Genomic DNA, 15,380 nt, shown 5'->3' with positions numbered 1-15,380 from the left:
ATTTAACCCTTGCCTTTTACACTACCAATAAAGGTTTTTCGGGCTGAAGTTGAGCCCAAATGTTCCGCCTCGTTCAACAATTTCAGCGCCTTATCGACATCACCGGCTTTCACCGCATCTTTAATCGCCTGGTTGAAGTAGTTTTCAGTGTCGCTCAGCATTGGCTCCGCAGGTTTTATCGGTGCGGGTACTGCGGCTGGCGTAGGTTGAACCGCACTGCCGACCACGACTGGAGCCGAAGCCGGTGCTGACTGTATTAAGCCAATCATAACGTTACCCATCCCCTGCTCAGCAGTTGCCTTGATTTTCAGGTTGCCTGTCGGGGTGTGTTTCGCAATAGGATCTGGGATATCCGGTACCGCATTGCCGACACCCATGGCATAAGCTTTAGCCGGATCAAGTAACTTGGTGGTTTTTGCTAAATCGTCACGGGTGGTATAAACCAGCAGATAAATTTGTTTCTGGCCCAGTGCCGGGGTCAGTTTCATCACCCCTTGCAGACGATCACTGGTCATAATGCCCGCTTTTTCATAAGTGAAATAGCTGGATGGATAGTAAGCCGCTGGGCGCATTTGCTCGTCCAGCACTAAAACGCTAGGGGAAAAGAGCTGATTATCAGTCACTAAACTGCTAAGTGTAATCTCCATCGATCCACGATCGGCGGGTAAAGCAAAAGCGGCAACAGCCCCTTCAATATTCCCTTGAGAGATTTGTGGACTCGCCGCAGTCAGTTTGATGTCCTGCGTAGTCGGTGGCACTAATGGCTGCCATGGTAACTGCTGTAAGGTGGCGGTACTGATCGTCGGCGCGATAGAAACATTCGCCGGAGAAATAGTTGACTCTGCTTGCACCGCCAGAGGTGCTGTAACCCCTAAAACCAATGCCAGACAAAGTGACAGTAGATTCTTTTTCATTGTTATTACCCTCATACATTGAGCGTCAGCGCTAACTGTGCACAGGCAAGGTCGGCAGAGTTAACCAAATCCCCGTCATACTTCAAGCTGCATGGGCGTTGGCTGCAACTCGAATTATTTAGGGCATCTCACTTTTCTTGTTTAAACAATCAAACAGCCGCCCCAAAGGGCGGCTGCATCATGCTGTTACCACCAAGCTTCGAATTGCGCACCAAAGGTGACTTCGTTGCTCTTACCGCGGCTATCAGTACCGATAGTCCCGTTTTGTGCCAGACCGTTGTCCGCGCTACCGCTGACATCGTTATAGCCCCACTTCTCATCCCAGTTGGCATAAGTTGCGAAGACACGAATTGCCGGGCGTGACCAGATGCTATCGCCTGCCTGCCACTGTTGTGCCAGAGTCAGTTTGTACTGGCCGTTACGGTCACCGGTACGTTGTGACTTAACATTGTCGTAGCCCGCTTCCAGCAAGGTACTCATGATTGGGGTCCATTTGTACATCGGACGCACCCCCACGCTGTACCAAGTGGTGCCGTTTTGGTTGTCCCAGTCAGTGTCCTGATACAACGCGACGTACATCATGTCCCACTTCTCAGCCAGGTTGATGGCACCGTGGTCGATAACACGTAATCTGTTACCGTTGTTATTAACGTTTGCACCTTCAGAGTGACCTGATTGTGATGATGTCATTGAATCTGTTGCGTATTGCACCACGAACTTGTTAAAGCCCCCCATCATGCTTTGGGTATGTTCAACCGTCAGCATGACACCATCTTTAGAGGCATCAGGAGCTAACGCGTAGTCGTCCTGAGTATTGGCGCGGCCATAATCCACACCAAACTCCAAAGTGCCGCCTGGGTTAGTTTCTAAACCGGCTAAACGCACATCGAACACATCATTAGCAGTGTGGTCAGCATCTTTACGGGCATTATCGATCCAGGCACTTGAACCACCCGCTTCTGAGTTACGGGTTGCTGCCAGAGATAACTTACCGAAGCCCAGATCAATAGCTTCTACACCTGCACCTGGACCTGAGATATCCCAGTAGTAGAAGTCAATCATATGGACGTCATGACGTTGATAGAAGCGTTTACCGGCCCACATGGTGGAACCCGGTAACCATTCGATCAGGTTTTTACCCTGCACGTTAGCCTCACGGAATGCAGGAGATGTTGACTCCCAGTCATTCTGTTGTGAAACGGAATACGCCACGTTGGTATCGAAGTAGAAGCTCTTGTCGCCTTCTTTCCACAATTCCTGGCCTAATTTAATTTCCGCATACGTTTCACACTCGTTACCCAGACGGTATTTACTTTGGGCGCCAGTGGCTTTGAAACATTGCTGTTCGCCACCGCTTCCTGTCCAACCGATACCGGAACGTGCATACCCGTGGAAATCAACAGCCATAGCTTGAGTAGAAAGAACACCAGCGGCAACAGCCAGTGCTATCGGTAACTTGCGCAGAGTAGTCATCAGTAATCTCCTGTTATATTTGCCTGTCGGCATGCGTGCTTTACATTCTGCTTTGGCTAGACGCCCAGTTCCTGGTACAACCGCTTACACGCAGTGCCGTCCTCACGGAACAGATGACAGCGTTGCGGCGGCAGGCCAATAGCGAATGTTGCACCTTCTTCTACCAGCACCACGTCGTTCTGGCGGTAGACCAGGTTCTGACGTATTGCCGGGATTTGGATGTGAATTTGAGTTTCATTACCCAGTTGCTCTACCACCTGAATCTCACCTTCCAGCGTGACTTCAGAGGCACTGCTTGGCAGCAGATGTTCCGGGCGAATACCCAAAGACATATTTGCACCGACCTGAACCTGAGTACCTTCCACCGGCAGCCACACTAACTGGCCATTTGGATTTGGCAGTTCAATCTGTACCTGACGAGGTTCAACGGCGGTCACTTTAACCGGTAAAAAATTCATTTTTGGCGAGCCAATAAAGCCCGCGACAAAGCGATTAGCTGGGTAGTGATACAGCTCCAGCGGCTTGCCGACCTGCGCAACATTGCCGGCATCCAGCACCACAATCTTGTCTGCCAGCGTCATCGCTTCCACTTGGTCATGGGTGACGTAAATCATGGTGCGTTGCAGGCGCTTGTGGAGGCGCGAGATCTCAATGCGCATCTGCACCCGCAGTGCCGCATCCAGGTTGGACAGGGGTTCATCGAGCAGGAATACATCCGGCTCAGCGACCAGTGTCCGGCCAATTGCCACACGCTGGCGTTGACCACCGGATAGCGCTTTTGGCCGCCGGTCCAGCAGGTGAGCCAGTTGCAGCACTTCGGCTACCTGATTCACCCGTTGGTTAATTTCGGCTTTCTTCGCACCCGCCAATTTCAGACCGAACGACATGTTCTCTGCTACCGACAGATGGGGATAAAGTGCATATGACTGAAACACCATGCCAATACCGCGTTCAGATGGCGGCACTTCGTTCATCCGTTTGCCACCAATCAGCAACTCACCCGAGGTTATGTCCTCAAGACCGGCAATCATCCGCAGCAGCGTTGACTTTCCACACCCTGATGGGCCAACAAACACCACAAACTCACCGTCATCGATTTCCAGATTGATATCTCTGGAGATCACCGCCTCACCAAAGGCCTTATAAACGCCGCTCAGCGTTACATTAGCCATCTGTTACTCCTTTGCTTACGCAAACAACTTTTCATATGAACCTGAATGAAGAAAAATGGCGGAAGCAAACCCCGGCATAACCCATCGATTACTCCCAGCCCCTGATGACTCTCGTCGCACTGCGCGTCGTACCGCCATGCTTAGAGCAGGTTGCCTCGGACGACGTCGCGGCCTGAGTATAGGGCTGCACATTGCTTAACGCTTCAAGGTGCTGATCTGTCTGGGTGATAATTAACCGAACAACCACATTTTGTTGGCGACGGTGTTTCAATGCTGCCGATAGTGCGCGAGTGGCACTATTTGGTAATCATCCGTAACAAAGTTTTTCATGGGGGAGGAGATGGGAGGATGAGGGAACGACCCGCGTGGGCGGAAGTTCCACTGGAAAGACAAATACGTGATCTGGCTTGCAAATTTCGACCTGCATTAATGTGTCTGACACCACAGAATAGCCAGCAGTGTTAACTGGGTCACAATAACCTACTGGGGGGCGTAGAGGGGGGGAGGATGATGGTGTATCCGGTTGTGACTCAATATGTCGGCGTAGTGTTTTGGTCAGTGTAATAAATAATTTGCAGCCCAACATTTTTTGCAGCGCTGCCACACCCTCCTCACTTAGTGATTCACGGCTACACCAGCCTGAAAATGGGCTACAGAATTCGCAGCTAATGATTCACAAGAAAGTCGATACCCACAAAATTGGATAAAAGGATTGGATTATGACTCGCAGCTTCACAAAATCCGGCATTGGTAAGACCGCACGTGTTTTGGCTCTTTCAGCATTAGCCACGCTGGTGCTCTCTTCCTCTGCTTTTGCCAAGATTGAAGAAGGTAAACTGGTTATCTGGATCAATGGCGATAAAGGTTATAACGGGTTGGCGGAAGTCGGTAAGAAGTTCGAGAAAGATACCGGCATCAAAGTCACTATCGAGCATCCAGATAAATTGGAAGAAAAATACCCGCAAGTGGCTGCCACTGGCGATGGCCCGGACATTATCTTCTGGGCTCATGACCGCTTTGGCGGTTACGCACAATCCGGTTTACTGGCTGAGCTACACCCTTCTAAAGCCTTCCAAGACAAACTGTTCCCGTTCACTTGGGACGCCGTTCGCTTTAATGGCAAACTGATTGGTTACCCGGTCGCGGTTGAAGCACTGTCTCTGATTTACAATAAAGACTTAGTGAAAGAAGCACCAAAAACGTGGGAAGAAATCCCAGCGCTGGATAAAACCCTGCGTGCCAATGGCAAGAGCGCCATCATGTGGAACCTACAAGAACCGTACTTCACCTGGCCGGTTATCGCCGCTGACGGTGGCTATGCCTTCAAACTCGAAAACGGTGTATATGATGTGAAAAACGTTGGCGTGAACAATGCTGGCGCGAAAGCGGGTCTACAATTTATTGTCGATCTGGTGAAGAACAAGCACATCAATGCCGATACAGATTACTCCATTGCAGAAGCGGCCTTCAACAAAGGCGAAACAGCAATGACCATCAATGGCCCATGGGCATGGTCCAACATTGATAAGAGCAAAATCAATTACGGTGTGACCTTGTTGCCAACCTTCCACGGTCAGCCATCCAAACCGTTCGTCGGCGTGTTGACTGCCGGTATTAACGCCGCCAGCCCGAATAAAGAACTGGCAACTGAATTCCTGGAGAACTACCTGTTAACTGATCAGGGTCTGGCTGAAGTGAATAAAGACAAACCTCTGGGCGCAGTGGCACTGAAATCATTCCAGGAACAACTGGCAAAAGATCCACGCATTGCTGCAACCATGGATAACGCCACCAAGGGTGAAATCATGCCAAATATTCCACAAATGGCGGCTTTCTGGTATGCCACCCGCAGTGCGGTACTGAACGCCATCAGCGGGCGTCAGACAGTTGAAGCGGCATTGAACGACGCAGCAACGCGTATTACCAAATAACAGTTTCACCTGCAAAAGGGCACGATTCGTCGTGCCCAGCACCACTTGCTGTAACACTATAACAATACTCAAAGTACGAAGGGAATATTATGCAGTTATCCCACACCGAGTTCGAAAGTCGTAAAAAGAAAACCGCCTGGTGGCAGAGTGATGTGCTTAAATGGCTGATTATCGGCACATTAAGTCTATTCACCTGCTACTTGATCGTCTTGATGTATGCTCAGGGTGAATATCTTTTTGCCATCGTGACGCTAATTTTGGTGAGTCTGGGGCTGTATGTCTTTGCCAATCGTCGCGCCTATGCCTGGCGCTATGTTTATCCCGGCGTGGCAGGTATGGGGCTGTTTGTGCTGTTCCCACTGATTTGCACTATCGCTATTGCTTTTACCAACTACAGCAGTACCAACCAATTAACCTTTGAGCGTGCCCAATCAGTACTAATGGATCGGCAGTTTCAGACCGGTAAAACCTTTACCTTTGGCCTTTATCCCAGTGATAACCAATGGCGTTTGCAGCTTACCAACCCTGATGACAGCTCTGTTCTGATTTCCGCACCTTTCAGCCTTGATACGACGGGTGAGAAAAAAATCACAGTCGCCCCCACCAGCACTGAACAGACCGGCGAACGCGCGTCACTGCGTATCATTACTCAGAATCGCCAGGCACTCGCTGAGTTGGTGGCACTGCTGCCCAGTGGTGGCGAACTGCGCATGAGTTCACTGCGCCAGTTTTCAGCGACCAGCCCGCTCTATAAACTGGGCGCTGACGGTAAAGAGCTGCTCAATCAGCAAACCGGGGTTATCTATCGGCCAAACCCTGATGTCGGTTTTTACCAAGCCATTAACGCCGACGGCCAGTGGCAAAACGAAAAACTCAGTCCCGGCTTTACTGTCACTATCGGCTGGAAAAACTTCCTGCGGGTGCTGCATGATGAAGGGATACAGAAGCCTTTTATCTCCATCTTTATCTGGACCATTATTTTCTCGCTACTGACCGTGGTACTGACCGTTGCCGTCGGTATGGTTTTAGCCTGCGTGGTGCAATGGGACTCGTTGAAAGGCAAAGCGGTTTATCGCGTGCTGTTAATACTGCCCTATGCGGTACCGTCGTTTATTTCAATCTTGATTTTCAAAGGGTTATTTAACCAAAGCTTTGGTGAAATCAACCTGATGCTAAGTAGCCTGTTTGGCATCAAGCCCGCCTGGTTCAGTGACCCTATTACCGCGAAAAGCATGATTTTGATCGTCAACACCTGGCTCGGCTATCCCTACATGATGATTCTGTGCATGGGGCTACTCAAAGCGATTCCCGAGGACTTATATGAAGCCTCGGCAATGGATGGCGCAGGCCCGTTCCAGAACTTCTTCCGTATCACGTTGCCACTGCTGATTAAGCCGCTGACACCGCTGATGATTGCCAGCTTCGCCTTTAACTTTAACAACTTTGTGTTGATTCAGTTATTGACCAATGGCGGCCCGGATATGATTGGCACCACCACGCCAGCAGGCTATACCGACTTGCTGGTCAGCTACACCTACCGTATTGCCTTTGAAGGGGGCGGCGGCCAGGACTTTGGCTTGGCGGCAGCGATTGCCACCCTGATTTTCATTCTGGTCGGCGCGCTCGCGATACTGAATCTGAAAGCCAGCAAAATGAACTTTGACTAAGGAGGAGATGCAAATGGCAATGGTTCAACCTAAATCCCAGCGTTTGCGTCTATGGGGCACTCATTTTCTGATGTTGTGCTTTATCGCGCTGATTATGTTCCCGTTACTGATGGTAATTACCATCTCGCTGCGGCCCGGCAACTTTGCGACCGGTAGCCTGATCCCAGATCAGATTTCATGGGAACACTGGAAACTGGCGCTGGGTATGAGTGTGACTCACGCTGATGGTAGCGTAACCCCACCGCCGTTCCCGGTGATGTTGTGGTTATGGAACTCCATCAAGATTGCGGTCATTACCGCCATTGGGATTGTCACGCTCTCCACTACCTGCGCTTACGCCTTTGCCCGCATGCGTTTTCGCGGTAAAAGCACCCTGCTGAAAGGCATGTTGATCTTCCAGATGTTCCCAGCAGTGCTGTCACTGGTGGCGTTATATGCTTTATTCGACCGTATCGGACAGTATCTGCCATTTATCGGGCTGAATACCCACGGCGGGGTGATTTTTGCTTATATGGGCGGCATCGCCCTGCACGTCTGGACCATCAAAGGCTATTTCGAAACCATTGATAACTCACTGGAAGAAGCCGCGGCACTGGATGGCGCAACCCCATGGCAAGCTTTCCGACTGGTGCTGTTACCCCTGTCGGTACCGATTTTAGCCGTGGTGTTTATTCTGTCGTTTATCGCTGCTATCACCGAAGTCCCGGTGGCATCACTGCTATTGCGTGATGTGAACAGCTACACGCTGGCGGTGGGTATGCAGCAATATCTGAATCCGCAAAACTATCTGTGGGGCGATTTCGCCGCTGCTGCGGTACTGTCTGCCATTCCCATCACCGCAGTCTTCCTGCTGGCACAACGCTGGCTGGTAGGTGGCTTAACGGCCGGTGGGGTGAAGGGTTAACGATATCATCATTCTAAATTTCATCACCCAATACCCAAAGTAATTGGAATTGTAGCAAGGCAACAAACGAGTGAAGCCCGATGAGCTGACTTAGGTCAGTGATTCGGGTGAGAGAGTGCAGTAAACAAAGCTACAATTTCAAGTAAGAAGGGTATTTTTTCCCTCTGGTACTGTGTCTTTAGGGCGGCCGTAATGGCCGCCATTTTTATTCTCTTTTTAATCTTTCGGTATTCGCCAAATACAACGTCACCACCAGCAACAATATCGAACCAGAATAAATTAATGTATCGATTGGGTTTTCATGATCAACGATGATCAAGCGGATAATCGCGGTGATGCCGATATAGATAAAATAGCGCAACGGGAAGTGATAACCCGACTCAAAATACTTAACAATCAAAGCAATAAACTCAAAGTACAGGAAATAAATTACAATCCCTTCAATCAGCATGTAAGAAGATGCATCCTGATTATTGACGAATAAGACCTTACCAAGATGGAAGGTTTCTTTTATCAAAAAGACCACCAAAATAGCGGCCAATGCAATCAACCCCACATTCAGTAAACGCTGTAGATTTTTGGCTATCCATTGAGAACGCGAATTTTTGGCCATAAATACTCCCATTGAAAGTAGGTGAAATAATCCGGGCCGAAAAAAAGCCCCTTACTGGGTAAGGGGCTAATAAGCACGGATCAAAGAGCTTAAGCCCGCAAGCTTAACGCCAGTTCTTGAAACGGTTAATCAACGCATTGGTAGAACTGTCATGACTAGTTACGTTTTTATCATCTGCCAGTTCTGGCAAGATGCGATTAGCCAGTTGTTTACCCAGCTCAACACCCCATTGGTCGAAGGTATAGATATTCAGGATAATCCCTTGGGTGAAGATTTTGTGTTCATACAACGCAATCAATGCACCCAGGCTGAACGGCGTAATTTCACGCAGCAGGATGGAGTTGGTTGGGCGATTGCCTTCAAACACTTTAAATGGCGCGACATGAGCCACTTGCTCAGGGGTTTTGCCTGCCGCAGCAAATTCAGCTTCAACTTCAACTAGTGATTTGCCAAATGCCAGTGCTTCGGTCTGGGCAAAGAAGTTCGACAGCAGCTTCGCGTGATGATCACTCAGTGGGTTATGACTGATAGCCGGTGCAATAAAGTCACAAGGAACCAATTTGGTGCCCTGATGGATCAACTGATAGAACGCATGTTGGCCGTTAGTACCTGGTTCACCCCAGATAATAGGGCCGGTCTGGTAATTCACTGGGGTACCGTTACGATCCACATACTTACCATTAGATTCCATATTGCCCTGCTGGAAGTAAGCTGGGAAACGGTGCATGTACTGATCGTAAGGCAGGATAGCTTCGGTTTCTGCACCGAAGAAATTGTTATACCAGATGCCGATCAATGCCAGCAGGATAGGCAGGTTGTGCTCCGCAGACGTTTCGGCGAAGTGTTTATCCATGGCATGCGCACCACTCAGCAGTTGTTCGAAGTGTTCGAAACCAACCGACAGCGCGATAGACAAACCAATGGCGGACCACAGCGAGTAACGGCCACCAACCCAATCCCAGAATTCAAACATATTGTTGGTATCAATGCCAAACTCACCCACAGCTTTGGCATTGGTCGACAATGCAGCAAAGTGTTTGGCGACATGTTCCACAGAAACCGCAGTAGACAGGAACCAGTCACGCGCACTGTGGGCGTTGGTCATGGTTTCTTGGGTAGTGAAGGTTTTTGATGCCACCAGGAACAGCGTGGTTTCTGGGTTCAACGGTTTCAACGTTTCAGCAATATGGGTGCCGTCAACGTTTGAAACGAAATGCATATTCAGATGATTTTTGTACGGGCGCAGTGCTTCAGTCACCATGTAAGGGCCGAGATCTGAGCCGCCGATACCGATGTTCACCACATCAGTAATTGCCTTGCCGGTATAACCTTTCCAGTCACCGCCAATCACGCGGTCACAGAACTGTTTCATTTTAGCCAGCACCGCATTCACTTCTGGCATCACATCCTTGCCATCCACCACAATCGGGGTGTTAGTGCGGTTACGCAAAGCAATATGCAGTACTGCGCGGTCTTCAGTGCGGTTGATTTTTTCACCGGAAAACATGGATTTAATCGCACCGGCCAGATCAGTTTCCTTCGCCAGAGCTTGCAGCTTTTCCATAGTTTCGCTGGTAATGCGGTTTTTGGAGAAATCCACCAGCATTTGATCATCAAAAGTGGCTGAAAACTTGCTAAAACGCTGGTCGTCCTCGGCAAACAGACTGCTGATGGTGACATCTTTCATCTGCTCAAAGTGTTGCTGTAACGCTTTCCAGGCAGCGGTTTGACTAGGATTAATATTTTTCATAGCGGCGCTCTTCTAGGCTTAAGGATAATGAAACGAATGGGTTAATTGTATCCTGTTCGGGTGTGATTGAGATCTCTTTTCTTGCGATAGGTGTTATCTCTCGAAACAACACTTGATCTCATCCCTGTTTTCGCAGTGTGTCATTGTCTAACAGTATCTATTGCCAAAGTAATAGTAGTGGCAGGTAGGCAGCAAGCAAACGCATCCCGATGAGCTTACTCGGGTAAGTGAACGTAGCTAACACTCCAGCAGCTTCAAGTACCAAGGGAATAGTCAATTTAGTGATATCACAGCGCATATTATTAAAGATGAAAATACCTCATAGCCATTTCATTGACAGAAAGTCGATAACCCGTTATTTCCTTGTACAGAGATAAATACTGATGCCCCTAAGATGGCATCCCTGATACGAGGTTTTTTTAGATGATTCAAGCAGCACCCCAGCAGAGCCGCAGCGCCCCTTCTGCGACCGTGGTTGCCAAATTTGGTGGCACCAGCGTGGCAGATTTTGCTGCCATGAGTCGCAGCGCCGATGTGGTTTTATCGAACCCGGACGTTCGTTTGGTTATCTTGTCAGCTTCGGCTGGAATTACCAATCTGTTGGTCGCCCTTGCCGATGGCTGTGAGCCTGAAAAGCGTGAACTTCATTTAGCAGAAATTAGTCGAATTCAATCCGATATTCTAGCCAAACTCGGCAATCCGGTGGTTATCCGCGATGAAATTGAACGCATGCTGGAAAACATCGCCATGCTGTCTGAAGCGGCCAGTCTGGCAACGTCTGCGGCGTTAACCGATGAACTGGTGAGTCACGGCGAATTGATGTCTACACTGCTGTTTGTCGAGCTAATACGCCAGCGTCAGGTGGCAGTGGAATGGTTTGATGTACGTAAAATCATGCGAACCAATGACCGTTTTGGTCGTGCTGAACCGGATACCCAATTGCTGTCTGAATTAGCTCAAACGCAATTGGCCCCGCGTATCGCGCAGGCCATTGTTGTCACACAAGGCTTTATCGGCAGTGAAAGCAAAGGGCGCACCACTACCCTTGGCCGTGGCGGTAGCGATTACACCGCCGCGTTACTGGGTGAAGCACTGAATGTTGGCCGCATTGATATCTGGACAGATGTCCCTGGGATTTATACCACCGATCCACGGGTGGTTCCGGCAGCAAAACGCATCGATAAAATTGCTTTCGAAGAAGCGGCTGAAATGGCGACATTTGGTGCCAAAGTCTTGCATCCGGCCACCCTGCTGCCAGCCGTGCGCAGTGATATTCCAGTGTTTGTCGGCTCAAGCAAAGACCCAGCGGCTGGCGGCACCTTAGTCTGTAATGAAACCGAGAGTCCACCACTGTTCCGTGCCTTGGCATTGCGCCGCAAACAGACGCTGCTGACCTTACATAGCCTGAATATGTTGCATGCACGTGGTTTTCTGGCGGAAGTATTTAATATTCTGGCGCGCCACAATATTTCAGTTGATTTGATAACCACCTCTGAGGTGAGTGTCGCACTAACTCTCGATACTACAGGCTCGACATCAACGGCAGGCAGTCTGCTGACTACCTCACTGCTGACTGAACTCTCCTCACTATGTCGGGTTGAAGTGGAAGAGAATCTGGCGTTGGTAGCGATTATCGGCAATAACCTGTCACAAGCTTGTGGCGTCGGTAAGGAAGTATTCGGTGTCCTTGACCCATTCAATATCCGCATGATTTGCTATGGCGCCAGCAGCCATAACCTGTGCTTCCTAGTGCCAGGGAATGATGCTGAAAAAGTGGTGCAAACCCTGCATCACAATCTGTTTGAGTAACAATTTATTTGAATAATACGCTGTTTGAATAACACGGCTTGAGTCAGAGTAAAAACTAACTATACACTGCTAACAACAACAAGCTGATAACACTGACCGGGCGATTTCGTCCGGTTTTCTTATATCTGACACTGACGACTAAGGACTTTCGCTTCATGTTAGTAAAAATCACCCGGCTGTTCCCGCTGTGGGCGCTGCTGCTGTCAGTCGCGGCCTATTTCCGCCCGACCACCTTTATCGGTATCGGGCCTTATGTCGCCCCGTTACTAATGTTGATCATGTTTGCTATGGGGGTCACTCTGCGGCTGGATGATTTCAAGCGTGTACTCTCGCGCCCAGCACCGGTAGCCGCGGCAACTTTCCTGCATTATCTGATTATGCCGCTCACTGCCTGGATTCTGGCGATACTATTCCGTATGCCACCGGACTTGTCTGCCGGTATGGTACTGGTAGGCAGCGTTGCCAGTGGGACAGCATCTAATGTGATGATTTATCTGGCCAAAGGAGATGTCGCGTTATCAGTGACCATCTCTGCGGTTTCTACCCTGGTGGGGGTTTTTGCCACGCCATTACTGACCCGTTTATATGTCGACGCCACCATCAGTGTTGATGTCGTGGGAATGCTGAAAAGTATTCTGCAAATCGTGGTCATCCCTATTAGCGCAGGGCTGATTATCCATCACACCTTTACTAAAACGGTGAAACGCATTGAGCCTTATCTACCGGCGATGTCGATGGTCTGTATTGTCGCTATCATTAGTGGCGTGGTCGCCGGTAGCCAGAGTCATATCGCTTCAGTGGGTTTCGTGGTGATTATTGCGGTTATCCTGCATAACGGTATTGGCCTGTTAAGTGGTTACTGGGGCGGGAAACTGTTCGGCTTTGATGAATCTACCTGCCGCACACTGGCCATTGAAGTCGGTATGCAAAACTCAGGACTCGCGGCTACGTTGGGTAAAATTTACTTCTCGCCACTGGCTGCCCTACCCGGCGCATTGTTCTCGGTCTGGCATAACCTCTCCGGTTCACTACTGGCGGGCTACTGGTCAGGTAAACCAGTAGAGAAAGATAAAAAGTAATACCAAAGAGTATAAATGCCCGAACCATTCGGGCATTTTCAATTTTTCTGTTTCTTTTTATTCCCCGCTTTAGACAGAAAAACAACATAAATAACACCCAGCATTACCCTGATAATATTTAAAATAATTCTGAAAACAGTCACTCAATAACCGCTTAATATTAAAAAATTATTATCTTTCCCTTCTCTCTGAATATTCCTTAATTATTATCCTCAATCCGCCGTCTCTACTCTTTAGGGACGGTAATAGTGCTGCCCGTAAATTTGACTCAAGGACGGAAAGGACTGGGTCCACTCATCGCGTTATACCCAGGAAATTCCCCCCACAAACATCATGATAAAAAAACGTACCGCATTATGTTTTTTATTGAGCACGGGCGCTCACGCTAACATGACTCCGGGGGTAGATATTCCCTCTCCGATCAATGAATCACGCCAGAACTTACAGAACAGCAGCACTGAAATTAATCACTTAATAGAAGAGCGTCGTCTACCTCATGTTAAACAGCCTGAGGCAGAGATAGAAACGCCCGAAAATAGTGCACCTGAATTAGATGATAACGCGCAATGTCTTCCCATTAGCGGCGTCTATATTCAGGGTATTACCTTATTGACTGAGGCGGATTTAGAGACTTTAAGCCCAATACCGGAGCAATGTATTGGTAGCGAAAACATTAATCTGTTGGCGCGTGAACTCACTCAACTTTATCTTAACAAAGGTTATATTACCGCCCGCGTCCAGTTTATTCCTCCCGATAACGAGGGCGAATTGGGTTTCGATGTAACTGAAGGTTTTATTGAGAGCATCGAAAGTGTTGACCCAGAATTAAACGGTGAAAATGTTTTCCCCAATATGATCGGGGAACCATTAAATATTAAACAACTCGACCAAGGGCTCGATCAAGCTAACCGTTTACCCTCCAATAAAATAACTGTTGATATTTTACCAGGAAAAGAGGCGGGCGGCTCAATTCTCAGATTGAGTAATATCCGGTCAAAACCCTGGCATCTGACAACATCCCTGGATAATTATGGTAATAAAAGTACCGGTAAATGGTTAAGCCGCAATGCATTTTCTTTCGATAACCCCCTTGGGTTATCAGATTCTCTCAGCTTAAATATCAGCAGTACCACCGATAATCCACAGAAAAACCATAGCCGCGCCTATTCACTGTTTTATTCCGTTCCTTATGGCGCATTGACCTTTAGTGGGTTTGGCAGTTATTCCGAATACCTTTATCCGGTGCAGTTACAATTCAATACCATCGAACTACAAGGTAAAACCCAGCAGCATGGCTTACGCACCGATTATGTTTTCTATCGCGACCAAGACCAAATTAATGGCTTAAGCGCACAACTAACCTATAAACAGGCTGAAAACTACTTTAACGAACAGAAAATCGCCGTCAGCAGCCCGACACTGACGGTATTTGAATTAGGTATTAATCATCTGCACATCCTGCCCACCGGCATATTCAATGTGAATGTCAGCATTGAACAGGGATTATCCTTATTGGGTGCAGATCAAAACATATCAGCCAGCTATCAAGACAGCCAATTCACCAAAGCTAAAGCCGCTGTGACTTCCAATCAATATTTCAAACTGTTTGATGATTTCTATCTGTTTAGCAATCAGTTCTATGGCCAATACACCCGTGACCGATTACCGGGCGTTGAATGGTTGAGCGTCACCGACAGCAACGCTATTCGTGGCTTTAGTCGCAATACCTTATCGGCGGATCGAGGCTGGTATCTCCAGAATACCTTGTCGCGCAACTTTACACTCGGCAACACCACCCTAACCCCGCGGTTAGGGGCAGATGTGGGTCGTATACAACAATCATCGCCAGGCTGGAGCAGTGCTATGGGGTTAAGTGCCGGCATCAATCTCAGTTACCGCGATATCAAACTGGATATTGAAGCCAGCCGTGGCCACTTATTGTCCGGTAAAACAGAGAATAAAGACCCTACTCAGATTCTGGCGCGCTTCTCTTATTCCTTTTAATTAATCCGCTGCCAGCGAAAGCCAATTTTTATCAATACCAAACTATATGACAAAAATGGAGAAG

At 48.7% G+C, this 15,380-nt stretch carries 11 protein-coding genes and 1 pseudogene; 6 read left to right on the top strand and 6 right to left on the bottom strand.

What is annotated here, in order from left to right:
- Positions 1-2 precede the first annotated feature (2 nt).
- The 4 genes and pseudogenes from malM to V1953_RS01570 all read right to left on the bottom strand — a co-directional run bounded on the left by malM (position 3) and on the right by V1953_RS01570 (position 3,806).
- A complete protein-coding gene (gene malM / locus V1953_RS01585; protein ID WP_442850583.1) occupies positions 3-914 on the bottom strand; it encodes a maltose operon protein MalM in 912 nt (303 codons plus the stop codon).
- 186 nt (positions 915-1,100) lie between these two features.
- On the bottom strand, positions 1,101-2,387 hold the full coding sequence (locus V1953_RS01580; RefSeq protein WP_083162103.1) for a maltoporin: 1,287 nt from the start codon (positions 2,385-2,387) through the stop codon (positions 1,101-1,103).
- 56 nt (positions 2,388-2,443) lie between these two features.
- Positions 2,444-3,559 (bottom strand): maltose/maltodextrin ABC transporter ATP-binding protein MalK, encoded by a 1,116-nt coding sequence (gene malK, locus V1953_RS01575; protein WP_005191494.1) that lies wholly within the window; start codon positions 3,557-3,559, stop codon positions 2,444-2,446.
- A 15-nt stretch (positions 3,560-3,574) separates the two neighbouring features.
- Positions 3,575-3,806 (bottom strand): annotated as a pseudogene (locus V1953_RS01570) (hypothetical protein).
- A gap of 472 nt (positions 3,807-4,278) precedes the next feature.
- Here V1953_RS01570 and malE point away from each other — a divergent pair.
- The 3 genes from malE to malG all read left to right on the top strand — a co-directional run bounded on the left by malE (position 4,279) and on the right by malG (position 8,061).
- A complete protein-coding gene (gene malE, locus V1953_RS01565; protein WP_083162101.1) occupies positions 4,279-5,490 on the top strand; it encodes a maltose/maltodextrin ABC transporter substrate-binding protein MalE in 1,212 nt (403 codons plus the stop codon).
- A gap of 89 nt (positions 5,491-5,579) precedes the next feature.
- Positions 5,580-7,157 (top strand): maltose ABC transporter permease MalF, encoded by a 1,578-nt coding sequence (malF, locus tag V1953_RS01560; protein WP_083162099.1) that lies wholly within the window; start codon positions 5,580-5,582, stop codon positions 7,155-7,157.
- Between the two features lie 13 nt (positions 7,158-7,170).
- Positions 7,171-8,061: a maltose ABC transporter permease MalG gene (gene malG, locus V1953_RS01555; RefSeq protein WP_032907691.1), complete on the top strand. Its 891-nt coding sequence runs from the start codon at positions 7,171-7,173 to the stop codon at positions 8,059-8,061.
- Between the two features lie 205 nt (positions 8,062-8,266).
- Here malG and psiE read toward each other — a convergent pair whose 3' ends face one another.
- A complete protein-coding gene (gene psiE / locus V1953_RS01550; RefSeq protein ID WP_004705335.1) occupies positions 8,267-8,674 on the bottom strand; it encodes a phosphate-starvation-inducible protein PsiE in 408 nt (135 codons plus the stop codon).
- 103 nt (positions 8,675-8,777) lie between these two features.
- The gene (gene pgi, locus V1953_RS01545) at positions 8,778-10,424 is read right to left on the bottom strand and encodes a glucose-6-phosphate isomerase (RefSeq protein WP_442850582.1); all 1,647 of its coding nucleotides are present in this window, start codon (positions 10,422-10,424) and stop codon (positions 8,778-8,780) included.
- Positions 10,425-10,847: 423 nt separating this feature from the next.
- On the opposite strand from pgi, the gene lysC reads away from it, so the two are divergent.
- The 3 genes from lysC to V1953_RS01530 all read left to right on the top strand — a co-directional run bounded on the left by lysC (position 10,848) and on the right by V1953_RS01530 (position 15,316).
- Positions 10,848-12,233, top strand: coding sequence for a lysine-sensitive aspartokinase 3 (gene lysC, locus V1953_RS01540; protein ID WP_083162095.1), 1,386 nt, complete (start codon positions 10,848-10,850; stop codon positions 12,231-12,233).
- A 155-nt stretch (positions 12,234-12,388) separates the two neighbouring features.
- Complete coding sequence (panS, locus tag V1953_RS01535; protein ID WP_083162093.1) at positions 12,389-13,312, top strand: ketopantoate/pantoate/pantothenate transporter PanS; 924 nt, start codon at positions 12,389-12,391, stop codon at positions 13,310-13,312.
- Between the two features lie 333 nt (positions 13,313-13,645).
- Positions 13,646-15,316, top strand: coding sequence for a ShlB/FhaC/HecB family hemolysin secretion/activation protein (locus V1953_RS01530; RefSeq protein WP_083162091.1), 1,671 nt, complete (start codon positions 13,646-13,648; stop codon positions 15,314-15,316).
- Positions 15,317-15,380: the final 64 nt, after the last annotated feature.

This window comes from Yersinia sp. 2541 StPb PI, from assembly GCF_052217145.1.
Lineage (GTDB): Bacteria > Pseudomonadota > Gammaproteobacteria > Enterobacterales > Enterobacteriaceae > Yersinia > Yersinia enterocolitica_E.
Note: the sequence above shows the minus strand (reverse complement) of the source record. Positions and strands in the feature narration are given on the sequence as shown.

Bases quoted from the DNA above. Each gene is read 5' to 3' on its own strand.
- V1953_RS01530 (WP_083162091.1), top strand. From the start codon at position 13,646: ATGATAAAAAAACGTACCGCATTATGTTTTTTATTGAGCACGGGCGCT.
- malF (WP_083162099.1), top strand. From the start codon at position 5,580: ATGCAGTTATCCCACACCGAGTTCGAAAGTCGTAAAAAGAAAACCGCC.
- malM (WP_442850583.1), bottom strand. From the start codon at position 914: ATGAAAAAGAATCTACTGTCACTTTGTCTGGCATTGGTTTTAGGGGTT.
- malK (WP_005191494.1), bottom strand. From the start codon at position 3,559: ATGGCTAATGTAACGCTGAGCGGCGTTTATAAGGCCTTTGGTGAGGCG.
- pgi (WP_442850582.1), bottom strand. From the start codon at position 10,424: ATGAAAAATATTAATCCTAGTCAAACCGCTGCCTGGAAAGCGTTACAG.
- V1953_RS01580 (WP_083162103.1), bottom strand. From the start codon at position 2,387: ATGACTACTCTGCGCAAGTTACCGATAGCACTGGCTGTTGCCGCTGGT.
- lysC (WP_083162095.1), top strand. From the start codon at position 10,848: ATGATTCAAGCAGCACCCCAGCAGAGCCGCAGCGCCCCTTCTGCGACC.
- malG (WP_032907691.1), top strand. From the start codon at position 7,171: ATGGCAATGGTTCAACCTAAATCCCAGCGTTTGCGTCTATGGGGCACT.
- panS (WP_083162093.1), top strand. From the start codon at position 12,389: ATGTTAGTAAAAATCACCCGGCTGTTCCCGCTGTGGGCGCTGCTGCTG.
- malE (WP_083162101.1), top strand. From the start codon at position 4,279: ATGACTCGCAGCTTCACAAAATCCGGCATTGGTAAGACCGCACGTGTT.
- psiE (WP_004705335.1), bottom strand. From the start codon at position 8,674: ATGGCCAAAAATTCGCGTTCTCAATGGATAGCCAAAAATCTACAGCGT.